This is a genomic window from Waltera intestinalis (assembly GCF_009695995.1).
GTDB classification, from domain to species: domain Bacteria; phylum Bacillota; class Clostridia; order Lachnospirales; family Lachnospiraceae; genus Acetatifactor; species Acetatifactor intestinalis.
This window is the reverse complement of sequence record NZ_VUMU01000001.1, coordinates 299,035-324,496: the sequence shown is the minus strand read 5'-3', so window position 1 is coordinate 324,496 and position 25,462 is coordinate 299,035. Positions and strand designations below refer to the sequence as shown.

At 47.3% G+C, this 25,462-nt stretch carries 28 protein-coding genes and 1 tRNA gene; 3 read left to right on the top strand and 26 right to left on the bottom strand.

The window, feature by feature from the left end:
- Positions 1 to 159: 159 nt before the first annotated feature.
- The 19 genes from FYJ59_RS01565 to rho all read right to left on the bottom strand — a co-directional run bounded on the left by FYJ59_RS01565 (position 160) and on the right by rho (position 15,731).
- Positions 160 to 1,203, bottom strand: a complete 1,044-nt coding sequence (locus tag FYJ59_RS01565; RefSeq protein WP_154494977.1) for a threonine aldolase family protein — start codon at positions 1,201 to 1,203, stop codon at positions 160 to 162.
- A gap of 139 nt (positions 1,204 to 1,342) precedes the next feature.
- Positions 1,343 to 2,797, bottom strand: a complete 1,455-nt coding sequence (locus FYJ59_RS01560; RefSeq protein WP_154494976.1) for an aminoacyl-histidine dipeptidase — start codon at positions 2,795 to 2,797, stop codon at positions 1,343 to 1,345.
- A 165-nt stretch (positions 2,798 to 2,962) separates the two neighbouring features.
- Positions 2,963 to 3,033 (bottom strand) — tRNA-Gly (locus tag FYJ59_RS01555).
- A 71-nt stretch (positions 3,034 to 3,104) separates the two neighbouring features.
- A complete protein-coding gene (locus tag FYJ59_RS01550) occupies positions 3,105 to 3,893 on the bottom strand; it encodes an HAD family hydrolase (RefSeq protein ID WP_154494975.1) in 789 nt (262 codons plus the stop codon).
- Positions 3,890 to 4,120, bottom strand: coding sequence for a hypothetical protein (locus tag FYJ59_RS01545; RefSeq protein ID WP_022153563.1), 231 nt, complete (start codon positions 4,118 to 4,120; stop codon positions 3,890 to 3,892). Before FYJ59_RS01545 ends, FYJ59_RS01550 begins: the two co-directional genes overlap by 4 nt.
- Before the next feature lie 87 nt (positions 4,121 to 4,207).
- Positions 4,208 to 4,564 (bottom strand): 50S ribosomal protein L20, encoded by a 357-nt coding sequence (gene rplT / locus FYJ59_RS01540; protein WP_022153562.1) that lies wholly within the window; start codon positions 4,562 to 4,564, stop codon positions 4,208 to 4,210.
- 23 nt (positions 4,565 to 4,587) lie between these two features.
- On the bottom strand, positions 4,588 to 4,785 hold the full coding sequence (gene rpmI, locus FYJ59_RS01535; RefSeq protein WP_022153561.1) for a 50S ribosomal protein L35: 198 nt from the start codon (positions 4,783 to 4,785) through the stop codon (positions 4,588 to 4,590).
- Positions 4,786 to 4,851: 66 nt separating this feature from the next.
- A complete protein-coding gene (infC, locus tag FYJ59_RS01530; RefSeq protein ID WP_022153560.1) occupies positions 4,852 to 5,346 on the bottom strand; it encodes a translation initiation factor IF-3 in 495 nt (164 codons plus the stop codon).
- A 392-nt stretch (positions 5,347 to 5,738) separates the two neighbouring features.
- On the bottom strand, positions 5,739 to 6,059 hold the full coding sequence (locus FYJ59_RS01525; protein WP_154494974.1) for a DUF1540 domain-containing protein: 321 nt from the start codon (positions 6,057 to 6,059) through the stop codon (positions 5,739 to 5,741).
- Positions 6,060 to 6,336: 277 nt separating this feature from the next.
- Positions 6,337 to 8,100 (bottom strand): threonine--tRNA ligase, encoded by a 1,764-nt coding sequence (thrS, locus tag FYJ59_RS01520; protein WP_154494973.1) that lies wholly within the window; start codon positions 8,098 to 8,100, stop codon positions 6,337 to 6,339.
- A 375-nt stretch (positions 8,101 to 8,475) separates the two neighbouring features.
- On the bottom strand, positions 8,476 to 8,979 hold the full coding sequence (locus FYJ59_RS01515) for a CarD family transcriptional regulator (RefSeq protein ID WP_205839422.1): 504 nt from the start codon (positions 8,977 to 8,979) through the stop codon (positions 8,476 to 8,478).
- Between the two features lie 171 nt (positions 8,980 to 9,150).
- On the bottom strand, positions 9,151 to 9,633 hold the full coding sequence (locus FYJ59_RS01510; RefSeq protein ID WP_154494971.1) for a GNAT family N-acetyltransferase: 483 nt from the start codon (positions 9,631 to 9,633) through the stop codon (positions 9,151 to 9,153).
- A gap of 4 nt (positions 9,634 to 9,637) precedes the next feature.
- Entirely contained in the window at positions 9,638 to 10,315 is a 678-nt protein-coding gene (locus tag FYJ59_RS01505; protein WP_328597185.1) for a GDSL-type esterase/lipase family protein, read from the bottom strand.
- A gap of 52 nt (positions 10,316 to 10,367) precedes the next feature.
- Entirely contained in the window at positions 10,368 to 10,616 is a 249-nt protein-coding gene (locus FYJ59_RS01500; protein WP_154494970.1) for a hypothetical protein, read from the bottom strand.
- 217 nt (positions 10,617 to 10,833) lie between these two features.
- Positions 10,834 to 11,910, bottom strand: coding sequence for a peptide chain release factor 1 (gene prfA, locus FYJ59_RS01495; RefSeq protein WP_117465028.1), 1,077 nt, complete (start codon positions 11,908 to 11,910; stop codon positions 10,834 to 10,836).
- Positions 11,911 to 11,912: 2 nt separating this feature from the next.
- Positions 11,913 to 12,767 carry a peptide chain release factor N(5)-glutamine methyltransferase gene (gene prmC / locus FYJ59_RS01490; RefSeq protein WP_154494969.1) on the bottom strand — a complete coding sequence of 285 codons (855 nt, stop codon included), beginning with the start codon at positions 12,765 to 12,767 and terminating at the stop codon, positions 11,913 to 11,915.
- 1 nt (position 12,768) lies between these two features.
- Entirely contained in the window at positions 12,769 to 13,764 is a 996-nt protein-coding gene (locus FYJ59_RS01485) for a DUF1385 domain-containing protein (protein WP_154494968.1), read from the bottom strand.
- Between the two features lie 116 nt (positions 13,765 to 13,880).
- Complete coding sequence (gene rpmE, locus FYJ59_RS01480; protein WP_022153877.1) at positions 13,881 to 14,081, bottom strand: 50S ribosomal protein L31; 201 nt, start codon at positions 14,079 to 14,081, stop codon at positions 13,881 to 13,883.
- A 138-nt stretch (positions 14,082 to 14,219) separates the two neighbouring features.
- Positions 14,220 to 15,731 carry a transcription termination factor Rho gene (gene rho, locus FYJ59_RS01475; RefSeq protein ID WP_154494967.1) on the bottom strand — a complete coding sequence of 504 codons (1,512 nt, stop codon included), beginning with the start codon at positions 15,729 to 15,731 and terminating at the stop codon, positions 14,220 to 14,222.
- A gap of 278 nt (positions 15,732 to 16,009) precedes the next feature.
- Here rho and FYJ59_RS01470 point away from each other — a divergent pair, with 278 nt between their 5' ends.
- The 3 genes from FYJ59_RS01470 to FYJ59_RS01460 are packed head-to-tail and all read left to right on the top strand — an operon-like array spanning position 16,010 to position 18,675.
- Complete coding sequence (locus FYJ59_RS01470) at positions 16,010 to 17,161, top strand: NAD(P)-dependent malic enzyme (RefSeq protein WP_154494966.1); 1,152 nt, start codon at positions 16,010 to 16,012, stop codon at positions 17,159 to 17,161.
- Entirely contained in the window at positions 17,161 to 18,117 is a 957-nt protein-coding gene (locus tag FYJ59_RS01465; RefSeq protein WP_154494965.1) for a TIGR01212 family radical SAM protein, read from the top strand. Before FYJ59_RS01470 ends, FYJ59_RS01465 begins: the two co-directional genes overlap by 1 nt.
- Before the next feature lie 42 nt (positions 18,118 to 18,159).
- The gene (locus FYJ59_RS01460; protein WP_154494964.1) at positions 18,160 to 18,675 is read left to right on the top strand and encodes a DUF4364 family protein; all 516 of its coding nucleotides are present in this window, start codon (positions 18,160 to 18,162) and stop codon (positions 18,673 to 18,675) included.
- Here the strand turns inward: FYJ59_RS01460 and FYJ59_RS01455 are convergent.
- The 7 genes from FYJ59_RS01455 to FYJ59_RS01425 form a co-directional block, all read right to left on the bottom strand.
- Entirely contained in the window at positions 18,667 to 20,001 is a 1,335-nt protein-coding gene (locus tag FYJ59_RS01455) for a replication-associated recombination protein A (RefSeq protein WP_154494963.1), read from the bottom strand. The genes FYJ59_RS01460 and FYJ59_RS01455 overlap by 9 nt on opposite strands.
- A 19-nt stretch (positions 20,002 to 20,020) precedes the next feature.
- Positions 20,021 to 20,158, bottom strand: coding sequence for a hypothetical protein (locus FYJ59_RS01450; RefSeq protein ID WP_154494962.1), 138 nt, complete (start codon positions 20,156 to 20,158; stop codon positions 20,021 to 20,023).
- Positions 20,159 to 20,221: 63 nt separating this feature from the next.
- The gene (locus FYJ59_RS14020; RefSeq protein ID WP_235897872.1) at positions 20,222 to 20,713 is read right to left on the bottom strand and encodes a diguanylate cyclase domain-containing protein; all 492 of its coding nucleotides are present in this window, start codon (positions 20,711 to 20,713) and stop codon (positions 20,222 to 20,224) included.
- Between the two features lie 165 nt (positions 20,714 to 20,878).
- Positions 20,879 to 21,583: a polysaccharide deacetylase family protein gene (locus tag FYJ59_RS01440; RefSeq protein ID WP_235897871.1), complete on the bottom strand. Its 705-nt coding sequence runs from the start codon at positions 21,581 to 21,583 to the stop codon at positions 20,879 to 20,881.
- 119 nt (positions 21,584 to 21,702) lie between these two features.
- Positions 21,703 to 23,919, bottom strand: coding sequence for a methyl-accepting chemotaxis protein (locus FYJ59_RS01435; RefSeq protein ID WP_154494961.1), 2,217 nt, complete (start codon positions 23,917 to 23,919; stop codon positions 21,703 to 21,705).
- A gap of 101 nt (positions 23,920 to 24,020) precedes the next feature.
- Positions 24,021 to 25,250 carry an ASKHA domain-containing protein gene (locus FYJ59_RS01430; RefSeq protein WP_205839421.1) on the bottom strand — a complete coding sequence of 410 codons (1,230 nt, stop codon included), beginning with the start codon at positions 25,248 to 25,250 and terminating at the stop codon, positions 24,021 to 24,023.
- Entirely contained in the window at positions 25,243 to 25,416 is a 174-nt protein-coding gene (locus FYJ59_RS01425; RefSeq protein ID WP_154494959.1) for a DUF4250 domain-containing protein, read from the bottom strand. Before FYJ59_RS01425 ends, FYJ59_RS01430 begins: the two co-directional genes overlap by 8 nt.
- Positions 25,417 to 25,462 lie beyond the last annotated feature (46 nt).

Genomic DNA, 25,462 nt, shown 5'->3' with positions numbered 1-25,462 from the left:
TACCTCATTGATTACGGATTTTTATATTCTAGTTCAATATTACAATAGAAATATAATTTTCACAAAGGTTAAGCGCGTAACCAACCACATTTTTTTAGTAATGGTAATTGCAAAAAAATTCCGCAAACCTTTCCCGGCTTGCGGAATCTTCTAAACATATTATAATTTTTCCACGCACCGGATCAGTGCATCCACATTTTCTTCCCTCGTGGCCCAGCCGGTACAGAATCGCACGCAACTGTGTGTGGCATCGATCCGCTGATCATAGCTGTACCCGAACTGTTCTGAAATCTTTGCCAGGTGTGCATCCGGCACAATGACAAAGATCTGGTTCGTCCGGTTGGGTGCCAGATAAGTGTAACCCTTTGCCGTAAATGCTTCCCGCAGCTTCTCCGCCATGGCAATGGCATGGGCGGAGATCTCCTGATAGAGACCATCAGTGAAAAGAGCGTCAAACTGCAGACCCAGCAGTCTTCCCTTGGCAAGCATGCCGCCGTTCTGCTTGATGAGATATCGGAAATCCTGTGCAAGCTCCGGGTTTTTGATCACTACTGCTTCTCCAAACAATGCGCCGACCTTGGTTCCACCAATGTAAAAGACATCGCAAAGCGCCGCGATATCCGGCAATGTCAGATCATTGTCTGGCGCTGCCAGTCCGTAGCCCAGTCTGGCGCCATCTAAGAACAGATACAGTCCGTATTTGTGGCAGGTCTCGGACAGAGCAGTCAGTTCTGCTTTGCTGTAAATAGTTCCAACCTCCGTGGGATTCGAAATATATATCATTTTCGGCTGTACCATGTGTTCAAAGCTGTCGTTTTGAATATGGGCTTCGTAAGCCTCTGCTACCTGCGCTGCCGTGATCTTACCGTCAGGACTGGGCAGTCCCAGTACCTTATGTCCGCAAGCTTCCACCGCACCGGTCTCATGGACATTGATATGTCCTGTGACAGCGCAAAGCACGCCCTGGTGCTTGCGAAGTGCTGCATTGATCACGGTGACATTGGTCTGGGTTCCGCCTACCAGGAAATGGACTGCCAGACTGTCATCCCCACAGGCCTTACGGATCTTCTCGCGCGCCTCTTCGCAGTATTTATCCTCGCTGTAGCCCGGTGTCTGCTCCATATTGGTCTGCACCAGACGCTCCAGCACCTTCGGATGCGCTCCCTCATTATAGTCACACTGGAATAAAATCTTATCGCTCATTTTTTTATTGACACCGCCGTGACAGTGTATTTCCTCCAACGTTATTTATATTTTAGCTTTTTCTATTTGCTAACTCTTTACATTTTTCGATTGTTTCTATCTTATTTGATTCTCTGGACTTTCTGTTACTCAAATTCAGTCAGTCCTTCGTCTCCAGAACCCTTACCAGATACTCCCACACTCTCTTCGTGGAAGAAATGCTTAAGGTCTCCTCTGTCGTATGAATGTCCTTCATATCCGGTCCCATGGATACACAGTCAAGGTCTGAAATTTTGCTGCCTAACAGTCCGCACTCCAATCCTGCATGGATAGCCTCCACCCTGGGCTCATTGCCGTACATTTCCGCATACAGTTTCACCATTTTTTCCCGCAGTGGAGAATGGACGCGGTACTTCCAACCGGGATAATCTCCGGTCACCACGTAATCGCCGCCTGTCAGTTCCACCAGTGCAGAAAGCTTTGCGATCAGGTTATCCTTCTCACTTTCCACGCTGCTTCTGACAGAATACTCTGCCCGTAAAACTTCCGCATCTGCTTTCAGTATACCCAGATTCAGAGAAGTCTGTACCAGCCCCGGCATATCTGCGCTCATCGCCTGTACACCGTTGGGCGTTGCCTGTAAAAAGGCTGCCACTCTTTTTGTCTCTTCCGGTGCGGCACAGGTGATTGTCTCTATAGCGTCTGTTAACCTTTTCGCAGTTACCTTTACGTCCGGATCCTTGGTGGCAAGTTCGTCAGCCAGTTCTGCTGCCAAAGCTGCTACCTGCTGCGCTAAGCTTTCTGTATCTTTTTCCTCTACTACGACAACCGCTTTCGTCTGTCTGGGAATGGCATTGTCTGCCAGCCCTCCGTCCGCAGATACCAGTCCTACGGGCATTTTCTCAGACAGCTTCCACAGAAGTCTTCCCAGGATACAATTGGAATTGCCTCTTTCCTTGTGGATCTCTCCGCCGGAATGTCCCCCTAAGAGACCTGAGACTTCCAGTTCATAGCACACGCCCGTAAGCTCCTGCTTTTTCATCGGAAAGCGGCAGTTCACTCTGGCACCGCCGGCACAGCTGGTCAGGAAAATGCCTTCATCCTCGGAATCCAGATTGATCATGCGATGTCCCTGTAACATAGACAGGTCGATCTCTCTGGCTCCGTCCATACCGACTTCCTCATCCACTGTAATGATGACTTCCAAACGTGGATGCCTGATGTCCTCAGAATCCAATAATGCGAGTGCATAAGCCACAGCGATACCATCATCGCCGCCGAGGCTGGTATTCTCCGCATAGATGCTGTCTCCGTTGATCCCTACTTTCAGTCCTTCCGTCTTCATATCCATGGTGCAATCCGGTGTCTGCACCGCAACCATGTCCATATGTCCCTGCAGGATCACCACCGGTTCCTTCTCGTATCCGGGAGTTGCCTCCTTGACCATAATGATATTTTTCATAGCATCCTGTATATAGAAAAGCTTATGTGCTTTCGCAAATTCCACCAGGAAATCGCTGATCTGCTCCACATTGCCGGAGCCGTGAGGGATCTTCGTGATCTCTTCAAAATAGTAAAATACTTTCTTCGGTTCTAAGTTCGATAAAACACCCATTTTCATTTCCTCATTTCTGCGCTTTTATAGAGAACAAAGTGCACTTTCAGTATAAGTATTTGTCATTTTTCTGTCAAGGAAACAATCTGGGGCGGACTGTTTTGCAAATTAAAAATGCGCAAAAACCCATTCAACAGGTTTTGCGCATTTTTCATATATACAATAAGCAGATAACGGGAATCGAACCCGCCTTTCCAGCTTGGGAAGCTAGCGTTCTACCGATGAACCATATCTGCAAAGGAACATAAGATATTATACTCCATGTTCCTTTATTTTACCAGTCCTAATTTTTACTATTTTTATCATTCTAATTATCCAGCACTCCCAACCACTTCAGAGCGTTCCAAATGCCGTCTTTATCCACGTCCGTGGTGATATAATCTGCTGTTTCCAACACCTGTTTACTGGAATTACCCATGGCAATGCTGGTGTGGGCATACTTTAACATCGGCAAGTCGTTATTGCTGTCTCCGATGGCCACAGTGTCTTCCATGGAGATCTTCAAATAGTCCGTAATGTAACGGATTGCTGTTGCCTTGGAATATCCTTTGGGAACAATCTCGTAAAACCCTTGTTCTCTGTCGATAAAATCCAGTATTTCCGACAGGTCATGCTTCATTCCGACCATTCCCGCCGGAGTCTCTGCATAAGCATATAATTTATCGTAGTTGCCCGGTGCATTGGCATAACGATCGTATTTCCGATTTTCAATCTCACGTGCCATATGACGGAAAGTCTCGGTAAATACTTCTTCTCCTCTGGGAGCATAGTCTTCCCTGCTGCCTTCCAGGACGGCATCCACATGATACTTTTTCATGGCTGTCAGAATTGCCTTAGACTCCTCCATGGAAAATGTCTTGTGCATCAGCTGTTTTCCATGATATTCAATCTCCGTTCCGCAGCCCAATAACAATCCGTCGAATTCCACCTGTCCGGTAAGATTTTCCCCTACCAGCCGTTTCGTACGCCCGGTGTTGATCATGCAAATATGACCGTTGGATCTGGCGATGCGGATGGCTTCCTTCGTGCTCTCTGACATCAGTTCACTTCCTCCGCATATTAAGGTTCCGTCAATATCAAAAAATATTATCTTCATCTCAGATTCTTAAGCTCCTCTACCAGATCCAGATCGGATTTCTGTACCTTCAGATTCGTGGACACGGGCTCTTCACCGGGTCTTGTGATCGTGATCTCGATAATGGTTCCTTCCGTGATCGCTCCACCCATAAAAAATCTGCTTACAAACGCTGCAAATTTGGGATGATTACTCTCGAAGGTATTCTTCGCATTCATCAGTTTCATCATCATTCCGGGATTTATCATAATGGTCTCCTTCCAAATAGTTACAAAAAAGAAAGGCCGTCCGCACCATCCGAAGATAATGTGTCCAGCCTTAACAGTTGCTATTATTTACGCGATCTTGGACTTAGCCAGCTCTGCAAGAGTCTTGAAACCTTCTGCATCGTTAACTGCCAGGTCTGCCAGCATCTTTCTGTTCATATCAACGCCTGCAAGCTTCAGACCGTACATGAACTTGCTGTAAGATAAACCGTTCATTCTGGCTGCTGCATTGATACGAGCGATCCACAGCTGTCTGAACTGACGCTTTCTCTCTTTTCTACCTGCATAAGAGCTGGTCAGAGCTCTCATAACAGACTGCTTTGCTACTCTGTACTGCTTGCTTCTTGCGCCTCTGTAGCCCTTTGCAAGCTTTAATACTCTATTGTGCTTCTTCTTGGCATTTAAGCCACCTTTAATTCTTGCCATGTCTTATTTCCTCCTCGCCTGAATTATAAATAAGGTAAAATCTTCTTCATATTCTTAACATTAGTTGCATCCGTAATTGCAGGCTTTCTCAGATTACGTTTTCTCTTGGTAGACTTCTTGGTTAAGATATGGCTCTTGTAAGCTTTAGATCTCTTTAACTTACCGGTTCCTGTTGCTTTAAAGCGCTTAGCTGCTGCTCTGCTTGTCTTCATTTTGGGCATAACGAGTTCCTCCTAAACTTTACTTAATCTATCGTGTCGGAATCCGACACTTTTTAACTGTACGAATTAACGCTTCTCAGTTAAAAACATTGTCATGCTTCTGCCTTCTACCTTGGGAGCTTTTTCCACTACCGCAATATCGGACAGGCTCTGCGCGATATCATCTAAGATATGCTTGCTGTTGTTCATGTGTGCCATCTCTCTGCCGCGGAATCTCAGGGTGATCTTCACTCTGTCTCCCTTAGTCAGGAACTTTCTGGCTGCACCGATCTTGGTGTTCAGATCGTTGGTATCGATATTGGGGGAAAGTCTGATCTCCTTGATATCGATGACTTTCTGCTTCTTCTTTGCTTCCTTCTCTTTTCTCACCTGCTCGTATTTGTACTTACCGTAATCCACGATCTTACAAACAGGAGGCTTTGCCGTAGGAGCAATCTTCACCAGGTCGAGTCCGGCTTCCTCTGCCATCTTCAGGGCATCTCTGGAAGAAACGATTCCAAGCTGTTCTCCGTCTTCTCCAATCAGTCGTACTTCTTTGTCTCTGATCTGTTCATTAATCATTAAATCGCTAATGGTTGTGTACCTCCATAAGAAAATGTGTTAAACAATAAAAAAAGCAGGTAGCATAACTATCCACCTGTTCCCTTCACGGACTGCCCTCATTCAAATAAATTCCAAACGAGTTCTCTGTCTATGAAAAATCTGAACGCTTACCAGCCTGCGCCGTAAGGTGAGAGTGGATACTCTGCTTGTTGTATCGTGTTCTTCACACGCTTAAATAGAATACCACGAAGTTTTTCTGATGTCAACCCCGTTTTTACAATAATATTACATTTTTTCAGCTTACTGTATTCTATGTACCGGCGGTCTCCCGCCGAATCCGATTACTTGCTCTATTATCCGCAGTTTCGGAACATTTGTCAAGCCGGAATACTGATTTTCTTTTCCGTGATTTACTTTTCCGAAAAAGTAGCACAGGCGGTCTCTCTGCAGTCGCAGGCTCCGCAGCCCTTGATATCCACATGATCCGCCACGCACTTGTAATTGCTGTTATAAATACATTTTACCGCCTCACAGTCGATGCTGATCGTATGACTTGGATGAGACAGGGAATTACTGAAAGATTCTCTTCCCTCTCTCTTCTGCGCAAAGCTCTCACAGCAGGTGCCGTCACAGTCACAAGCGTGCTTGCCGCCCACCATGATGTCTCCCTTGCTGCACAGACAGTCCTTATTATAGGTACAATTTTCCACAACGCATTTTAAATCTGCCATGTTTCCCTCGCCTTCTGCCGCTTTCTGCGGCGTCTCATCTTCTTTTTTGATTTTAAAATTTTAAAAGAGGACACGCGGCAAAAGAGCAGTTGCAGTCCCACCACGCGTCATGGATAGTCTGTGCAGATTTGAAATTCTTATTCCTTTTACTGGTTTTTTTATAAAATTCGAGATGCCACTGGCTCATCTCGTTGCCCATAAGAAATAAATAAAGCGCCACCCCCATTTCTATGGGAAGTGACGCTTTTTCATGTTTTTCTTTTATCTGACTGCCAAATTACTTGCTCAGCTTCTTGGTTGCGATCTCATCCTTTAGCATGGCAAGGAACTCATCCTTAGATACGGTAGTGGTGTTCTGCTGTCCATGCAGACGATAGCTTACGGTGCCGTCCTGTGCTTCCTGTTTTCCTAAGATGATCAGGTAAGGGATCTTCTTCACCTGTGCTTCTCTTACACGGTAGCCCAGCTTCTCTGCTCGCTCATCGATGTCTACTCTGATGTTATTGTCCAGCAGATAACCGTACAGATCATGCGCATAGGCATTCAGCTCCTCGTCGTCGTTCTTGACCGGCAGGATCATTGCCTGTACGGGAGCCAGCCACAGAGGCAGGTTACCCTTGGTCTCCTCCAGGATATAAGCCATGAATCTGTCCAGAGATCCTAAGATTGCTCTGTGCAGGACCACGGGAGTCTTCTTCTGTCCATCCTTGTCCACATAGGTCAGATTAAACTTAGCAGGCAGGCAGAAATCCAGCTGACAGGTAGACAGGGTGTACTCATTACCTACAGCGGGCTTTACGTTTACATCCAGCTTCGGTCCGTAGAATGCAGCTTCACCGATCTCCTCGGTGTACTCGATGCCCAGATCATTCAGAACCTTACGCAGAGCATTCTCCGCATTGTTCCACATCTCATCATCATCGTGATATTTTACCTTGTCCTCCGGATCTCTCAGAGACAGGACACATCTGTAATCGGTAATACCGAAATCCTTGTAGGTATTGAAGATCAGGTCTACTACCTTGGAGAACTCGGACTCGATCTGCTCCGGTGTTACGAACAGATGGGCATCATTCTGGCAGAAATGTCTGCCTCTCTCGATACCCTTCAGGGTACCGCTGGCTTCAAAACGGAAGTCATGCGCGATCTCACCGATACGGATGGGCAGATCCTTGTAGGAGTGCTGTGTGTTAGCGTAGATCATCATGTGGTGAGGGCAGTTCATGGGACGCAGTACGAAGGACTCTCCTTCTACTTCCATGGGAGGGAACATGTTCTCCTTGTAGTGATCCCAGTGACCTGAGGTCTTGTACAGATTTACAGTACCGACGCAGGGAGTCATAACGTGCAGATATCCCAGTCTTCTCTCTTTGTCCTTAATATAATTCTCCAGCTCCTGCCATACGGTGTAACCCTTGGGAAGGAACATAGGCAGACCACGGCCTACCAGATCATCGGACATGAACAGCTCCATTTCCTTACCGATCTTTCTGTGGTCACGCTCTTTGGCCTCTTCTAACTCCTTCAGATGCGCTTCCAGTTCCTCTGCGGTAGGGAAGCAGACACCGTAGATACGTTGCATCACGTGGTTGCTGGCATCGCCCTTCCAGTAAACGCCGGAGTGTTTTACCAGCTTGAAGTTCTTACACAGCTTGGTGTTGTCTACGTGAGGTCCACGGCACAGATCGGTGAAATCTCCCTGATCGTATACTGTGATGTTGCCGTCTTCCAGATTGCTGATCAGGTCCAGCTTGTACATATCGTCCTTGAACATTTCCATAGCTTCTGCCTTGGAGACTTCTCTTCTGTAGATCTTCTTGCCTTCCTTGCAGATCTTCTTCATCTCTTTTTCGATGGCAGCGATCACTTCATCGTTGACCACATCGTTGCCGAGATCGATATCATAATAGAATCCTTCCTTTACCACAGGTCCTACCCAGAATTTTGCATGAGGGTACAGATGCTTTACTGCCTGTGCCATGACATGGGCGCAGGAATGATTGAGAGTTGACAGTCTTTCGTCTTCCTTAAAATTTACCATTTTCGTTCTCCTTTTTGTTGTTTTCTAAACTATTCAGAACCTCCATTTGCGAAATCGCTCTTTCAGAGCTTTGCTGAATAGTCACAAAAAAGTCCCTTGCAACAATCTGCAAGGGACGTATCACACGCGGTTCCACCCTGATTGCAATTATATAAAATAACTGCCACTCATTTACTCGTAACGGGAGCTGCCGGGCTGTATTAAAGCCACTCGGAGATGGTCTTCGTCCGCATTCGGCAAAACCGCTCACAGCACTTGTACATAATCACAAGGCGGTTCTCTCTGGTACCTTTCTATGCGTCCTACTCTTCTCTTCAACGTTTTCTGATCTTAAAATCTGTTGCTTTAGGACTTATGTTGATATCATAGACCTTTTCACACGGATTGTAAAGAGGTATTTATATAGCTTTCCACATTTTCTCTGGACATATCCAGTGCCACCGCCAGTTCTCCGTACAGATGATCCTCCGCGATGCGGAAATATCTGGCGTCCACTGCTGTCTCCTTGCGTCCGGCTTCCTCTCTGGCACGTTTTCTTAAATAGATCGTCTTGATGATCCGGATCAGGTCCTGGCAGCTGCTGGTCTTTAAGCAATTCTTATATTCCTGCTCTAACAGTTTATCATTGGCAATGGTGATCAGCGGGATCTCCGGGATCCTGTGGATCAGATTCTCCGCTTCCTCGTGCGCAAGCACCTTACGCATGGAACCTTCCGCCGTATCCACCGGAATATATACCGTGCTGGAGGACAGATACAGAGGTTTTAAAATATAATACTCTCTCTTCCTATCCACTCCCGCAATGTCTAATGTCGTGATCTCTTCCACCACACAGACTCCCTTACTGCCGCATACTACACGTTCGCCCTTCTGAAACACCTTAACCTTCCTTTCCTCTGCCCATTGCAGAAAATTGAAAACACAATTTCCGTTTACTACCAATAGTATACCCATATTTTAACAGAAAAAACGCCGAAATGTCAGTATCTTTCGGCGTTTCTGATTATTTTCGTGAATATTGCTCATAGGAAATCGGTCAGGTGTTGTGCATTATTTCTGATAGGCGATGCGTGGATCTCCGTTTTTCAGGTAAATAATGCCTCTGCGTTCAAAGCCGTTCTTCTCCAATAAGTGCTGCATGGTGTGATTATCGAAATGGGTGTCGGCCCGCAGATATTTCACTTTGCTCTCACAAAAAGCAACACATTTTGCAAACAGGCCACTTACTTCCCCGTCTCCTGCCAGGCGATGGATCGTGCCGTAAGGGGTCTCCTCCCGCCAGCTGCCATCCTCAATATAGGCATAGGTTGGTTCCTCCTCCAGCAAAAGCATGAATACCCCATGTATCCTTCCGTCCTTCTTATATACATACAGCCGCTGTTTCTCTATGTCTGTCCGCAGCGTCTCCGGATCCGGGTAGGCACCGTTCCACTGGTTCGGATTGCCGTTTGCCCGCATGTAAGCTTTGGCGATGTCATAGATCTCCAGAATCCGGGGCAGGTCTGCCTCTTTTGCCGTTACGATCTCCTCCATCCCGTCACTCTCTCCTCTCTTCCACTGCCTCCGGTGCCGTTTTCCCAAGAATGTCCCGCACGGCGGTCTCCATCCGCTCTGCCATCTGTCTGTGGCCCTTCGCTGTCAGGTGCACATGATCCGCCTTCGTCAGTTCACAGCCTCCCGCATCTAAGAAATCCGTCCTCTCAGCCACTGCCAGCAAAGCATATTCTCTTGCCAGTGCCCTCGTTGTCTCCACGCTTTTTTCATTAAAATCAGGATAAATCACACCCTCTTCGATGGGAGCCGGCGCCACGATCAGGATCTTCGGTCCGTTCTTCCCCCAGCAGGGAACAGATTTTGCCTCTTCCACAAGGATCTGCATGCCTTTCGTGATCTTCTTCGCATCCGTATTGAATTTCACTTTGGAATCATTGGTACCTAACATCAGGATCAGCAGGTCTAACGGCTCGTGGCTGTTCAACAGGGCATGCAATACCGGTAGCAGATTTACCGAATCCATGTCCGGATCATCATACACACAGGTTCTGCCGCTTAAGCCTTCCTCAATGACCAGATATTCCGCTCCCAGTGCTTTCTGTAACAGACAAGTCCAACGTTCCTCTTCATTATATCTGCTGCCGTGGTCGGCACTCTCCGACGGATCGGTGCAAAGCCCATGGGTATTGGAATCTCCGATGCACAAAATATGTTTTTTCACTGTTTAACTCTCCGTTTTCTATTTCCGTCTGTAAACATCCAGGATCAATACGTCAGGCTTCAATATTAGGGAAAAATACAATAACATCATCCCCCTGGCATTCCACGTACATGCCTTCCAGTTCCATGTTCACATCATCCACATCGTGATCGTCGAAATATCTGGTCAGATCCATGATCGTTTCCATATAGGAATTGTCACCTTTTACCAGAATTCCCAAGCCATTTTCCGGCTCCTGCTCATAGAGCTCCAGACCTTCGGTTTCATTGACATATTCACGTATTGCTTCTGCTATGGTCATTTGATTTTTTCTCCTTCTACTGTTCCTTTGTTCATATTTGCTGCTTCTCTTTATTATATCATGATTCGCACCTACGGTGCTTACCGTTGCTTCGCAACGATCATGATCAAATTCGCCGTTCGCCAATTATGCAAGCATATTGGCTCACTTGCGCTCATTATATCATAAAAGGCGAACCTTGGCACCGCCAAAGTCCGCCCTTCATCATTTTCTTCTCTTATTCCTCATTCATCTTAGCCAGCTTGGCTGCCTGGTCGGCTGCGATGCAGGCGTCGATGATCTCTTCGATATCTCCGTTCATGATCTTGTCTAACTTATACAGGGTCAGACCGATACGATGGTCGGTGACACGACCCTGGGGGAAGTTGTAGGTACGGATTTTTTCGGAGCGGTCTCCGGTACCGATCTGGCTGCGGCGCATCTCTGCTTCCGCGTCGTGTCTCTGCTGCTGCTCGATGTCATACAGCTTGGACTTTAACAGTGCGAACGCTTTCGCCTTGTTCTGGATCTGAGACTTCTCGGTCTGGCTGTATACCACGATTCCGGAAGGATAGTGAGTCAGACGTACTGCGGAGTCGGTAGTGTTGACACACTGACCGCCGTTACCGGATGCTCTCATGACATCAATACGGATATCCTTGTCCTCGATGACGATATCAATATCATCATCCACCTCCGGCATAACAGCTACACTGATGGTGGAGGTGTGGATACGTCCGCCGCTCTCGGTCTCCGGCACACGCTGTACACGATGTACACCGCTCTCATACTTCATCTTGGAGTAAGCACCCTGCCCGCTGATGGTGAACTGTACTTCTTTCATACCGCCGATGCCGATCTCATCCACGTTGATCAGCTCTACCTTCCAACGCTGCTTCTCGGCATAATGCACATACATACGATAAATCTCCGCTGCAAACAGTGCAGCCTCATCACCGCCGGCGCCGGCACGGATCTCCACGATTACATTCTTGTCATCATTAGGATCCTTGGGCAGTAACAGGATCTTCAGCTCCTGCTCCAGCTCTTCTACGCGCTTCTTGCTGTCGTTTAACGTCTCCTTGATCATCTCGCGCATTTCTTCGTCTTTTTCCTCTTCCAGCATGGAAAGAGAATCTTCGATATCCTGTTTGCACTTTTTGTACTCTGTATACGCATCCACGATGGGAGTCAGATCACTCTGCTCCTTCATCAGCTTGCGGAAACGTTCCTGGTTATTCGTGACCGTGGGCTCATGCAGTTCGCCCATGATCTCTTCAAAACGAATCAATAAATCTTCTAACTTGTCAAACATAACTAATTCCTCTCAACATAAGTCCCTAGTACTACCCGGTCCAGACCGGCATAATCCTGCACCACTTGTACCTCGCAGTACCCTTCGGTGCGCATCAGCTCCGATACAGCCTGTCCCTGGTCATATCCGATCTCGAAAAAGAGCATTCCACTGCTCACCAGATGTTTTCCTGCTTCTTCGATGATACGGCGATAAAAATATAAACCATCCTCTGTACCGTCCAGTGCCATCCTGGGTTCATGATCCCGTACCTCCGGCATCAGTTTCTCCACTTCCGCACTGGCGATATAAGGCGGATTCGACACGATGATCTCGAATTTTCCCTCCACCTTTTCAAACAGATCGCTCTGTAAAAAATGCGCATGCTCCGCTTTTTCCGGGGTAAGCACCTTCAAGACATTCCGTCCTGCCACTTCAAGTGCCTCAGCTGACAGATCCACACCCAGTCCTTCACAATCATTGCTGTAATGCAGCAGGCTTAACAGAATGCATCCGGATCCCGTACACATGTCTAACACACGCATCCCGTCATGGAGTTCCTTAAGGACCTCCTCCACCAGAATCTCGGTATCCTGCCTCGGGATCAGCACATGCTCATTGACGTTAAAAGTCAGCCCCATGAAACCCTGTTCACCAGTCAGCTGCTGCAGAGGAATATGCTCCGCGCGCTGACGGATCCAGTTCAGATACTTTTCTTCCGCTTCCGGTGCCACCTGCTGTTCGCCGTGCACCAGCAGATCGTTGCGGTCCGTACCGCACACGGCTTCCAGTAAAAGTCTCGCATCCAGTGCAGCTTCCTCGATTCCCGCTGCCTGTAAGGTGCGGCAGCCCTGTTCGTAACATTCCCGATAGGTCATCTTAATCCTCCGGCTCTACGGAAGCCTCATCTTTCATCCAGCTCTCGTCCACTTCGTAGCCGAAGGTATCCTGTAAATATTTCTTCCAGTCGAATACTGCTTCTACAGATGCAATAGCTACCTCTGCCATGCTCTCATCCGGCTCCTTGGTGGTCATACGCTGGATCCACATACCGGGAGCCGACAGAATCTTAATAAAGATATTGTCCGTGCGCCCTGCCAGGCGGATGATCTCGTAAGAGATTCCTGCCACAACAGGCATCAGCAGAATACGAAGGATCACCTTCTCCGCTACATTGTCCACCTGAATAAAGAAAAACAGCACAATGCTTACCAGCATAACAAAGAAAATAAAGCTGGTTCCGCAACGCTTGTGCAGCCTGGAGCTATGCATCACGTTGTGCACCGTAAGGGGTCTGCCTTTTTCGATACAGTTAATACACTTGTGTTCCGCACCGTGATACTGATACAGTCTGCGGATATCCTTCATGGCACTGATGCCCCATACATACAGTAAAAACAGGGCAATACGGATCACACCCTCGATGATCGACATCAGAGAACGATTGCGGATAAAGCTCTCAAACAGAGATGAAATAAAATAAGGAAGTACAATGAAGAGTCCCACTGCCAGTACGACAGAGATCACCGTCACTATTCCGGATAATAATTTCTCTCCGTTACCGCCGCTCATTTTATCCATTGCTTTATCGAACTTTGTCTCTTTACTGTCCTCCTCTTCATAAAAGGAAGCAGAATAATTTAACGCCCTGGTTCCCAGGAGCAGAGAATCCAGGAAATTAAAAATACCGCGGATAAAGGGAAGCTCCTTGATCTTACTGCCGTGAGCCAGCCCCTGATAAGTCTCAACTTCCACTTCAATCTCGCCGTCTGGCTTACGGACCGCCACCGCGTATTTTTCTTTATTTTTCATCATAACGCCTTCCAGTACAGCCTGACCGCCGATTCCGGAATAACGACTTTTCCTTCTAGCCATAAACTTTGTCCTCGTAATGCAATATAAAACAGAATCCTTTTTGTCGTATAGGAAAGCACTTTCTGTACGACAAGAAACGGTTGAGATAAGAATACCTCAACCGTTCGCTTGCAATCTTATTTAACACCGTATTTCTTATTGAACTTATCAATACGGCCATCGGTTCTTGCAGACTTCTGCTGGCCAGTGTAGAATGAATGACACTTGGAGCAAACTTCTACGTGAAGCTCGGGCTTGGTGGAGCCGGTTACAAATGTGTTACCACAGTTGCAGGTTACAGTTGCCTGGTAGTAAGCGGGATGGATTCCTTCTTTCATTTCTTTCACCTCTCTATAAAAATGTCGTGTATAAGTTCTTGTTCTCATCCTCACTGCTTATGGAACCACAAACAGCGGTATTATTGTACCATAAGAGGAGATACGGTGCAAGACTTATTTTAACATTTTTTGCGATAATTAAATAAAGTGATTTTTCTTCACCATGTTCACAAATTCCACATTATTTCGTGTATGGGCAAACATATCCAGAATCCGGTCGGTTGCCTCATCCGGCTTCAGTCCATTCAGTGCCTTACGCATGATATTGATGGCTTCCATCTCTTCCGGAGTTAACAGCAGGTCTTCTCTTCTGGTGCCGGACTTTGCAAGGTCGATCGCCGGGAAGATACGCTTCTCGGACAGTCTTCTGTCCAGAACCATTTCCATATTACCGGTACCTTTGAATTCCTCATATACCACATCATCCATCTTACTTCCGGTCTCTACCAGTGCGGTCGCCAGAATTGTCAGGCTTCCGCCCTCACGCATATTACGGGCTGCACCGAAAAATCTCTTGGGCATATGGAGTGCTGCAGGATCCAGACCACCGGACAGAGTACGTCCACTGGGAGGAACCACCAGGTTGTATGCACGGGTCAGACGGGTGATACTGTCAAGCAGGATCACGACATCCATTTTATGTTCAACGAGACGCTTTGCACGCTCGATCACCATCTCGGATACTCTCTTGTGATGCTCAGGAAGTTCATCAAAAGTGGAATAGATCACTTCCACATTATCTCCGTGGATCGCTTCCTTAATATCGGTAACTTCCTCGGGACGCTCATCGATCAGCAGGATCAGCATATGCATCTTGGGATTGCCGCGCAGAATAGATTTTGCCACTTCCTTCAACAGCGTTGTCTTACCTGCCTTGGGCGGGGATACGATCATACCACGCTGTCCCTTACCGACGGGACTCACCAGATCCATAACTCTCATAGCAATGCTACAGCCGGGAGTCTCCATTTTGATCCGCTCATCGGGGAAGATCGGAGTCATATCTTCGAATGCCATTCTCTTGGAGGATTCTTCTACGGTATATCCGTTAATGCTCTTAACAAACAAAAGCGCACTGAACTTCTCCTGCTGGGTCTTGATCCGCTTGTTACCCTTCAGAATATCTCCTGTCTTCAGTCCGAAACGGCGGATCTGACTGGGTGCCACATAGACATCATTCTCACCGGGCATATAATTCTCGCAACGGATAAATCCATAGCCATCCGGCATGACTTCCAGAATACCGCTGGCTTCGATACCGCTGTCCAGTTCCTTGGGATACTGACTCTCATCATATGCCACATTATTGGGATTGAAAGTACGTTCTTTGGTGTAGGCTTCGCTCCGCACGCCTACGTTCTCCGCACTCTCCCCACGATAATTGCGATCCGGTCTGTAAATCCTCTCCTGTCTGACAGGACGTTCCGATCTCTCCTGCTTTTGCGGTTCTTCGCTTCTGACGGTCTCTGTCGCAGACTCCTGCTTCTGCTCTGCTGCTTTAGCCTCTTCCTCTTTTTTCAGCCGCTCATCCTCTGCCAGCATAGCTTCTACCAGCTCTGCTTTTTTCATCGTAGAAGTACCCTTCAGACCGCGTACTTTTGCCAGTTCTTTTAACTGAACTAACGGCAATGATTCATATTTTTCTCTCATAAATTCCTCCTCTATTATTTCTTACATTATTGTCCATAAAACTGTTAACTAAGGGGATTTACATCTTGATCTACCTATGATGTATGATGAATTAAAAAGATATAAAAACAACATCTGCGTCTATTATAATAGATTTTTTTTCAAATAGGAAGTCCCAAAATTATTTTTTTACAAATCCTTGCTAAGACATCGATTCTATTATATCATTACTAATAGCTGTCAAACACAGAAATCTGTATGACAGATCAACTATTAATACAATTAAGAGAGGTATTGTCATGACAACCAACGAAAAAGCATTACTGATGCACGAAAAATGGAACGGCAAACTGGAAACCGTCTCCAAGACTCCCGTCAAGACCCGTGAAGATCTTGCGATCGCTTATACTCCCGGTGTTGCGGAACCCTGCAAAGTAATTGCAAAGGACAAAGAAGCCGCTTACAAATATACCATGAAAGCCAACACCGTTGCTGTTGTCTCCGACGGAAGTGCGGTTCTCGGTCTCGGTAATATCGGTCCCTATGCGGCAATGCCCGTTATGGAAGGCAAGGCAGTCCTCTTCAAGGAATTCGGCAATGTCAATGCAGTTCCCATCTGTCTGGATACCCAGGACACCGAAGAGATCATCAAAGCCGTAACTTATCTGGCACCCGGCTTCGGCGGCATCAATCTGGAAGACATCAGCGCTCCCCGCTGCTTTGAGATTGAGGAACGTCTGAAGGAGATTCTGGATATTCCGGTATTTCATGACGATCAGCACGGTACCGCTATCGTTGTTCTCGCCGGTGTGATCAATGCCCTGAAGGTAGTCGGCAAGAAAAAAGAAGACTGCCGTGTCGTGGTAAACGGTGCCGGCAGCGCCGGTGTAGCTATTACGAAGCTGCTTCTGACCTATGGATTCCCCAATATTATCATGTGCGATAAAGTAGGCATTGTCTCCAGGGACACCGAAGGTTTAAACTGGATGCAGAAAAAAATGACGGAAGTAACCAATTTAAACAACGAAACCGGATCTCTGGCAGATGCTCTGAAGGGAGCCGATATCTTTATCGGTGTATCCGCTCCAAACATTGTCACTCCGGAAATGGTGGCTTCCATGAATCACGATTCCATCCTGTTTGCCATGGCGAATCCTGTTCCCGAGATCATGCCGGATGTAGCCAAAGCTGCAGGTGCCCGTGTCGTTGGAACAGGACGCAGTGATTTCCCCAATCAGGTGAACAATGTGGTAGCTTTCCCCGGTATCTTTAAGGGTGCTCTGGAAGGCCGCGCTACCCAGATCACAGAGGAAATGAAACTGGCCGCTGCTGAAGCCATCGCCGGCCTGGTTCCCGCAGACAAGCTGTCTGACGACAATATTATGCCGGAAGCTTTCGATCCTCAGGTAGCCGAAGTTGTGGCTGACGCTGTGAAAAGTCATATTCACTGATGCAACGGACAAACATAGCAAGAGACTGGCACGGTAAACCCTACTACTCTCTGGATTCCTATTGTAAAAATACGTTTCACCATAAATGTTATAAAATAGCCATGAATGCCCGGATGTCCTGTCCCAATCGGGACGGCACCCTGGACACTCGGGGCTGTATCTTCTGTAGTCGCGGCGGCAGCGGCGATTTTGCCGTAGACATCCTCGGCAAATCGATGGAAGAACAGATTGCGGAAGGCATTTCCAACTTCGGCAATAAATCCATCGGACAGGATCTGATCGCTTATTTTCAGGCATATACCAATACTTACGCACCTCTCCCGTATTTAGAAGAGGTCTATCGTTCTGCCCTGGATCATCCGGACATCTGCGGTATCTCCATCGCCACGAGACCGGACTGCCTGGGACCGGAGGTACTGGCACTGCTCTCTCGCCTGAAGGAAGAATACCATGATAAATTTCTCTGGGTCGAGCTTGGTCTTCAGACCATTCATGAAGAGACCGCTTCCTATATCCGCAGAGGCTACCCTTTATCCTGCTTCGAAAAAGCCTGTGCTGATCTGAGGACGCTACAGATTCCCATCATTGTTCACACGATTTTGGGGCTTCCCGGGGAGTCTGATACACAGGTTCTTCAGACCATAAATTATCTGAACCGTATCTCTCCGTTCGGCATCAAGCTGCAATTACTTCATGTTCTGGCAGACACGGACCTGGCCGAGGATTACGTTGCCGGGAAATTTGAGGTTCTGACATTGGATGCCTACCTGGATCTGGTCATCTCCTGTCTGGCTCATCTGTCACCGGAGATTGTGATCCACCGTGTCACCGGTGATGGGCCGAAGGATCTGCTGATCGCTCCGAAATGGAGCCTGGATAAACGTGGGGTGTTAAATGCTTTGCATCATCGCATGAAAAAACAGGGCATCCGTCAGGGTGACCTGTATCAAATATAAGATCGTAATACAAGATTGTATAAGAAAGGCTGTTATGACATTATGTTACAAGATCCGCTTACCCTATATAAACTCATTGTGCTCTATATGCTGAATCGTGTCACCTTCCCTCTCACAGCCGCGCAGGTCAGCGATTTCATTTTAGGAAAAGAATATACCAACTTCCTGACGCTGCAGCAGGTGATCAACGAATTGACCGATGCCGGTATGATCGCCACGCAATCCATCCGTAACCGTACGCATCTGTCCATCACTCCCGAAGGAAAAGAAACTCTGAATTTCTTCGAAAACCGCATCGGCGATACGATCAAGCAGGAAATCGATACCTATTTCCGCGAGAACGAATTCACACTTCGAAATGAAGTATCTGTTCTCGGAGATTATTATAAATCCACTTCCGGCGAATACGAAGCTCACCTCGTGGCAAAAGACAGAGGTATCAGCCTGGTAGACATTACTCTCTCCGTACCTGTGGAAGAAACCGCCGCAGCCATCTGCGACAACTGGCAGAAAAAAAACCAGGAAATCTACAAATACTTGATCAAGGAATTATTTTAATTCCGCGGCTTCTTTTTTAATTCTCGCCATGTGTTCGCGGATCTTCACTTCGTAGCCGTTGCCGGATGGCTGGTAGAACTCTCTGCCGCTCAGTTCATACGGCAGATACTGCTGTTCCACATAATCATTCGGATAATCATGTGCATATTTATATCCTGTGCCATGTCCCAATTTTGCTGCTCCTTTATAATGTGCATCCTGCAAGTGTGTCGGAATCGGCAGATCTCCGGTGGCATGTACCTCCTGCATTGCCTGAGATACCGCTTCATAGCTGCGGTTGCTCTTAGGCGCTGTGGCAACATAGGTTACTGCCTGAGCCAAAATGATCTGTGCCTCCGGCATACCTACCCGTTCCACCGCCAGAGATGCATTTACCGCTACCAGCAGTGCCTGTGGATCTGCATTTCCCACATCCTCCGAAGCACAGATCATGATACGTCTTGCGATAAAAGTCACGCTCTCTCCTGCATTCAACATTCTCGCCAGGTAATATACCGCCGCGTCCGGGTCAGACCCCCGCATACTTTTGATAAATGCGGAAATGGTATCGTAATGATTGTCACCATTTTTATCATATCGTGCTGCTCTCTTCTGAATACACTGTTGTGCCACATCCAGAGTAATGTGAATCTTCCCGTCAGCGGAAGGTTCAGTAGTCATAATTCCCAGTTCAATGGCATTCAGCGCGTGTCTGGCATCTCCACCGGAGATATCCGCGAGAAAATCTAACGCATCTTCATCTATGGTTCCGTTATAGGCACCCATTCCGCGGTCCGTATCGTAGACCGCTTTTTTTAACAGTTCTTTGATCGCTTCCTTTGGAATCGGCTTTAATTCAAAGATCACCGAGCGGGAGATCAGAGCTCCGTTCACTTCAAAATAAGGATTCTCTGTGGTTGCACCAATGAGGATGATCGTACCGTCCTCCACATACGGGAGCAGGTAATCCTGCTGTCCTTTATTAAAACGGTGGATCTCATCGATAAACAGGATCGTACGTTTTCCGTACATTCCCTGCAGTTCCTTAGCCTTTTCCACCACTTCTTCCATGTCCTTTTTACCGGCTACCGTGGCATTGATCTGCCGGAATTCCGCACTGGTGGTATTGGCAATGACCTTCGCCAGCGTCGTCTTGCCAGTGCCGGGCGGTCCGTAGAAAATAATGGAGCTGATCTTGTCTGCTTTGATGGCGCGGTACAACAGCTTATCCTTACCGATGATGTGTTCCTGCCCTACGACCTCATCCAGTGTCCGGGGACGCATTCTCGCCGCCAGAGGAGCCTCTTTTTCCATATTGGTACTTCGCATATATTCAAATAAATCCATATGATTACATCCTCTGTTTCTATTTTTGCGTCCAAATCTTCAACCGCCACTTCAGTACATTTGCCTCCAGAGAGGCCAGCAGCAGATCCTGGATCCCTTCCGTCTCCAACGCACATTTCATCTGTGCAAGATTCCTTTCCTTGCAGATGGCGATCATGGAAAGCGCATGTTCTCTCTGTAATCCTCCAAGCTCCTGCCAGCGTGCCTGTCCTCCGTCCTCTTATTCTGATACATCCACGAACAGGCCCAGAATGTCTTCGCCGGTCTTCTCTCCCATGTTCTCTCTGATCTCTTCCACCGAGATTACTTTCTTCAGATGAACAAACTCCGGCAGTGCAAACTCCAGCATGCTGGTAACATTACGGGAGGATGACCACACAAAAGCCTGTAATTTCTGATCAGGGGTCTGATTTTCCTCACCGATAGTATGACCGTATACATCATTTATGGATTTGAAATTATCGATATCTATCACCATAAGAGCATGCAGACCATCCTCATGTTCTGTCAGAGTCTTCGTGATCATCAAGCTGTTTTCCTTATCTTTGTGGCATTCCGAAAGTACAGAATCCATCAGGCGGTAAAAACTTTCCTGCCAGATAGGCTTCAACTGGTAGAAATAAGCGCCTACCGAATAAGAATCCACAGCATACTCTGCCGAAGATGTCAGATAGATAATCTTTACCGAAGTATCATACTGCCGGATTTCCATGGCCGTACTGATACCGTTCTACCCGATACTTGTCCATCAGCGCACCAAGTTCTCTCAGTACCGACAGAGCATCATCACAAAATGCTATTTTTATCATAGGTTTTCTTTCTCAGTTTCCAAACTCATCTGTAACTTCCATAACAATTATACGCACACTTGAAGCTTTCAGTCAAACAATATTTCCTCCACTGTTACGAATTGGAATCCACGTTTCTGCAAAACATCCACCACTTCCAGTGCAGCAGTCACAGAAGTATCATAATAATCGTGCATTAAAATAATATCACCGTCTCCGGCATTTTCCACCACTTTTGCCGCAATACACTCTGCATTGTGGGAGCACCAGTCCAGTGGATCAATATTCCACAGCACCGGGAACATATTTAATTCTTTTTCAAAACTTTTGTCCCAGCTTCCATAGGGCGGACGAACGAAGCTCACCTTTTCCCCGGTAATATTTTCCAGGATCTCATTGGTCTTTACCAGTTCCTCCCGGAACGTTTCCCTGTTCCCGGAGGTGAGTTGGATATGACTGTACGTATGGTTTCCGACCAGATGTCCTTCCTCCTGTTCTCTCCTAATAATATTGGGATAATTCTGTGCGTTCTCCCCGGTCACAAAAAAAGTTGCCACCACATTTCGTTCTTTTAAACCATCCAAAAGCTGTTCTGTATACCTCGGATGCGGACCGTCATCAAACGTCAGCGCAATCTTTTTCGCCACATCTTCCTCTCCGGTGATCTTCCCGGTCGATACTTCCTGCGAAGCAGGTGCTGTAGTATCCTGACGTTTTCCTCCGGCCCACAGGCATAACATTCCCATGATCATATCAAAGACCAGAATTCCCACCAGCGTTTTTTTCATTTTCATCCATCCGCTTACTGCTTTCACAGAAAATATATGCATCCGGACAACCGGCAATTCCTGGCAGCAAAAAAGGAACTTCGGAGCACAAAACTCCAAAGTTCCTTTCTGTTCTATGTCTGTCATCAAATCTTGAATACAGAAATCTCTTTCTTGAGGCCTTCCATATTCTCATCCAGTACACTTGCCGTATCGCTCAGCTTCTCTACATGCTCAAGCAACTTATTAGCCACATCATTAACAGTCTCGGCACTTCCTGCAGTCTCTTCGATGATATCCGAAATATTCTTCACTGCTGCTACCGCTGCACTACGTTCGCCATCAGCCTTTTCTGTACTTGCTGCAATATCCTTCAATCCCTCGATCAGTTGCCCCATGCGAGCCTGCATCTCACGGAATACTGCAATTACCTCGTCCACTGCCTTGGTCTGAAGCTCTACCATCGCCTGTGCCTGGCTTGCGCTGTCTACACTGTTCTGCGTCTGTGCAGTAATGTTCGCAACATTATTGCTGATCTCACCGGCTGCCTTGGCGGAATCATCTGCCAGCTTGCGGATCTCTTCCGCTACCACAGCGAAACCTCTTCCGGCCTCTCCCGCTCTGGCGGCCTCAATGGAAGCATTCAGGGACAGCAGATTGGTCTGCTCCGTGATCTCCGTGATCGTACCGACAAAGCTGTTGATGATCGCGGATTCCTTACGAAGAGATTCGATACTGTCACTTACCTTTGCAGTCATCTTAGTCGTCTCACCGGCTCTGTCACCCAGTACCTGTACGATCTCCATTCCTTTGTTGATCATACCCTCGGTCTCATCCACCAGTTTCTCAACACGTTCTACCACGCGGCTTACTTCCTGCATTTCATTGGAGAGGACATCTGTCTTCTTCACACATTCCTGTGCGTGTCTGGACTGTTCTTCCATGCCTTCGTTGATCTCTCCGATGGCTCTGGTAATATCCTGGGAATATTCATGGATCAATTCGGAAGCCTGTCCAACATTCTGCGCAGAGACTTCTAATTCTCCAGTGGCATTGCTTACCTGATTTACCAGCTTCTTGGTATTCGTGATCATATTGGTCGCAGATCCTGCCAGATCCTGGAACTCATCATGTCCCTTGGCAGATACCGTCACGGTCAGATCGCCCTGTGCAACATCACCGAACTTTCTGGAGATGCGTTTCATGTTATTCTCAATACCGGCAGTAATAAAGATACCCACGATCACAACGATCACACATGCCAGGAGCACCAGTCCAATGGTCATATTACGGATCTCCATAGCCTGGCTGGTCACCACACGCATAGGCACCAGTGCACAGGTGGTAAAGTCCACTTCCGCACTGCGGCTATAGATAAAGAGGTATTTTTCTCCACGGAACTCCACTTCCGCAGTGCCGGAATCCGATACTGCCTGCTCCATTACCCCATTATAAAATTCCTGATCAACGAACACAGTCCCATCCTCAGCCAGAGTACTCTCTTCACCGTCTTCCAGCTGCTCCACTACCAGTTCTCTTCCACCCGGAGTGATAAATCCAATGATACTGTCATCACCGATATCGATCTCCTTCAAAAAGTTCGTAATAGCCAAAGGCTTCATGTCAATAACAACGCAGGCATTGTTAGACTGGCTCATAATTTGGAAAGACATTATGTAGTCCTGCTGTGTCTCGTTTACCTTTTCATCCAGCACCGGATGACTGTCGATCCACTGCGGGATGCTTCTTCTGCCTTCGCCGGAAGCTACCGACTCCTTATATTCATCCAGGAATCCATCCACACCGGAAGAAAGCTTGGTAGACAAAAGTCCCACACCTTTCTTGGGAATAATGTGCATATGACTTATGAACGGATTCGACGTCTGCACCGATAAAAGATTCGACTTCGTAGCTGTCAGGAAGTTCAGCTTATCTACCGGATTTTCCTCGAACATTCCCAGGAAATATTTCCGAAGATCATCGTCATACGCATACTTTAAGCCCTCGGAACGGATAAAATCACAAGTCATCTCCAGATATTCCGTTGCCATGCGCACAGTCTGTAACGTGGAATCTGTATATTTCTCACTTAAGCCTTCCGCAGACTTCTGGTATGCCGAAATGCCGATAATGATCATGAACACGATCGGCACCAGGAAACATACTACGATCTTATTGCGTATACTGAACAGTTTGGAGCTTTTCCCGCTCCTGCCGGATGTCTTCTTCGGTGTCTTTGTCTTTACAGCCTTCTCCTTCGGTACTTTTGTTACCTTTTTCTCAGGTTTTGGCTTCTTTTTGGAAGCTTTCTCTTTTTTCCCCGCAAAAAGAGATTTTTTTGTTTTGTCAACATTCGTACTCATACAATATCCTCCGGTACATGTAATCATATTAAAAAGTATACCATAATTTTTGCTATAATTAAACAACATTTTATGCGTTTTGTTATATTTTTTGCGCAATTTTAACAAAAATCCATCTTTTTTAAGAATGTTTCTGTGAATTTTACCTGCTCCGCCAAATTCAATATCTGAATCTGTAATTCGTGCCATCTGCGCAGATCATCCCATGCTCGCAGCTGTCCGGTCAGCATCCTGTTTCCCACCAGTGCAGCACCACTAAGTGCCGTGTTGCCGCCGGTCACGGTACGATCTGTAAGTTCCTTCGGAAGCAGTCCGATGGCTGCAGCTGCCTTCGGATCCAGGTAATAGCCAAAGCCTCCTGCCAGCACTACCTTGGAAATATCCGAAAGTCTGATTCCATAGCTTTCCGTCAGGATCTCTATGCCTGCGGCAATGGCTCCCTTCGCCAGTTGTACCGCACGCACGGCTTCTTTCGTGACAAGTACATCTCCGATACGGATCCCCTTAGTAAAATAGGGTTCCTTTAACAGTCCCTGCCGATCCATCAGTCCTTCTTCCAGAAGCTTTTGTAACAATTTCACCATATCCGCGCCCCAAATACCACGGTTTGCCCCGCCCTCGAAGGCAGGTCCGGCCGCCGTGGCACAGGCATACAGCTTCTGTCTATTACCCAGCGCCATCTCACCGTTGGTACCCAGATCGATAAGCAGCATGGGCTCCTCCTGCTCCAACATTTGACAGGCCAGTATTCCTGCTGTGATGTCCCCGCCGACAAAAGCAGACAATCCGGGAATGATATGACAGGAAATGCCTGCGATCTGCGTGTCCACAGCTCCGCAATGACTTACCTGAAAAGGTGCCCTGCCCAGCTCTGCCGGATCCCAGCCCATCAGCAGATAGGTCATAGTGGTATTCGCCGCAATGACCATCTGTATAGACTCCTTCTCCTGTATTTTTTTGGAAAACCGCTGCACTCCCTTTTCAATGAGGCCCAGGACTTTTTTCTGCATATCCGCTGCTTTCCCCGGATCCCTTGCCGCCTCTATCCGTGAGAGTACATCGGCACCGTAGCTGACCTGTGGATTCACACTCGGAAAACTGTCCACTACTTTACCGTCTGCATCATAGAGCTGCATAGCAATGGTAGTCGTTCCGATATCCACTGTCATCAGCCGGATACCTTCCGTATTCTGCAATGATAACGGAGGAAGCTCCAGCTTTTCCGTCACCACCTGCATCCCCCGGATCACTCCGGGACATCTGCCGCAGCCGGTGCAGATCAGACATCTGGTTCCCTTTTTTCCTGTAAGACTGCTGGTTGTATTATACAAACTGATTCCTCTCTTCATTGTAATGATAATCGATGGATGCCAGCTTATCCCTGATCTCGTGTTCATTCACATCAAGATCATCGCAGAGCTGCTCCAGGCTTCCGTAATAGTCACGGAGTTTCAGATTGATAAAGCTTAATAACATGACCGGATCCTGTGGTATCATAAAAAAACCTCGCTTTTAAAATATTATTACTATAACATCTTAAACG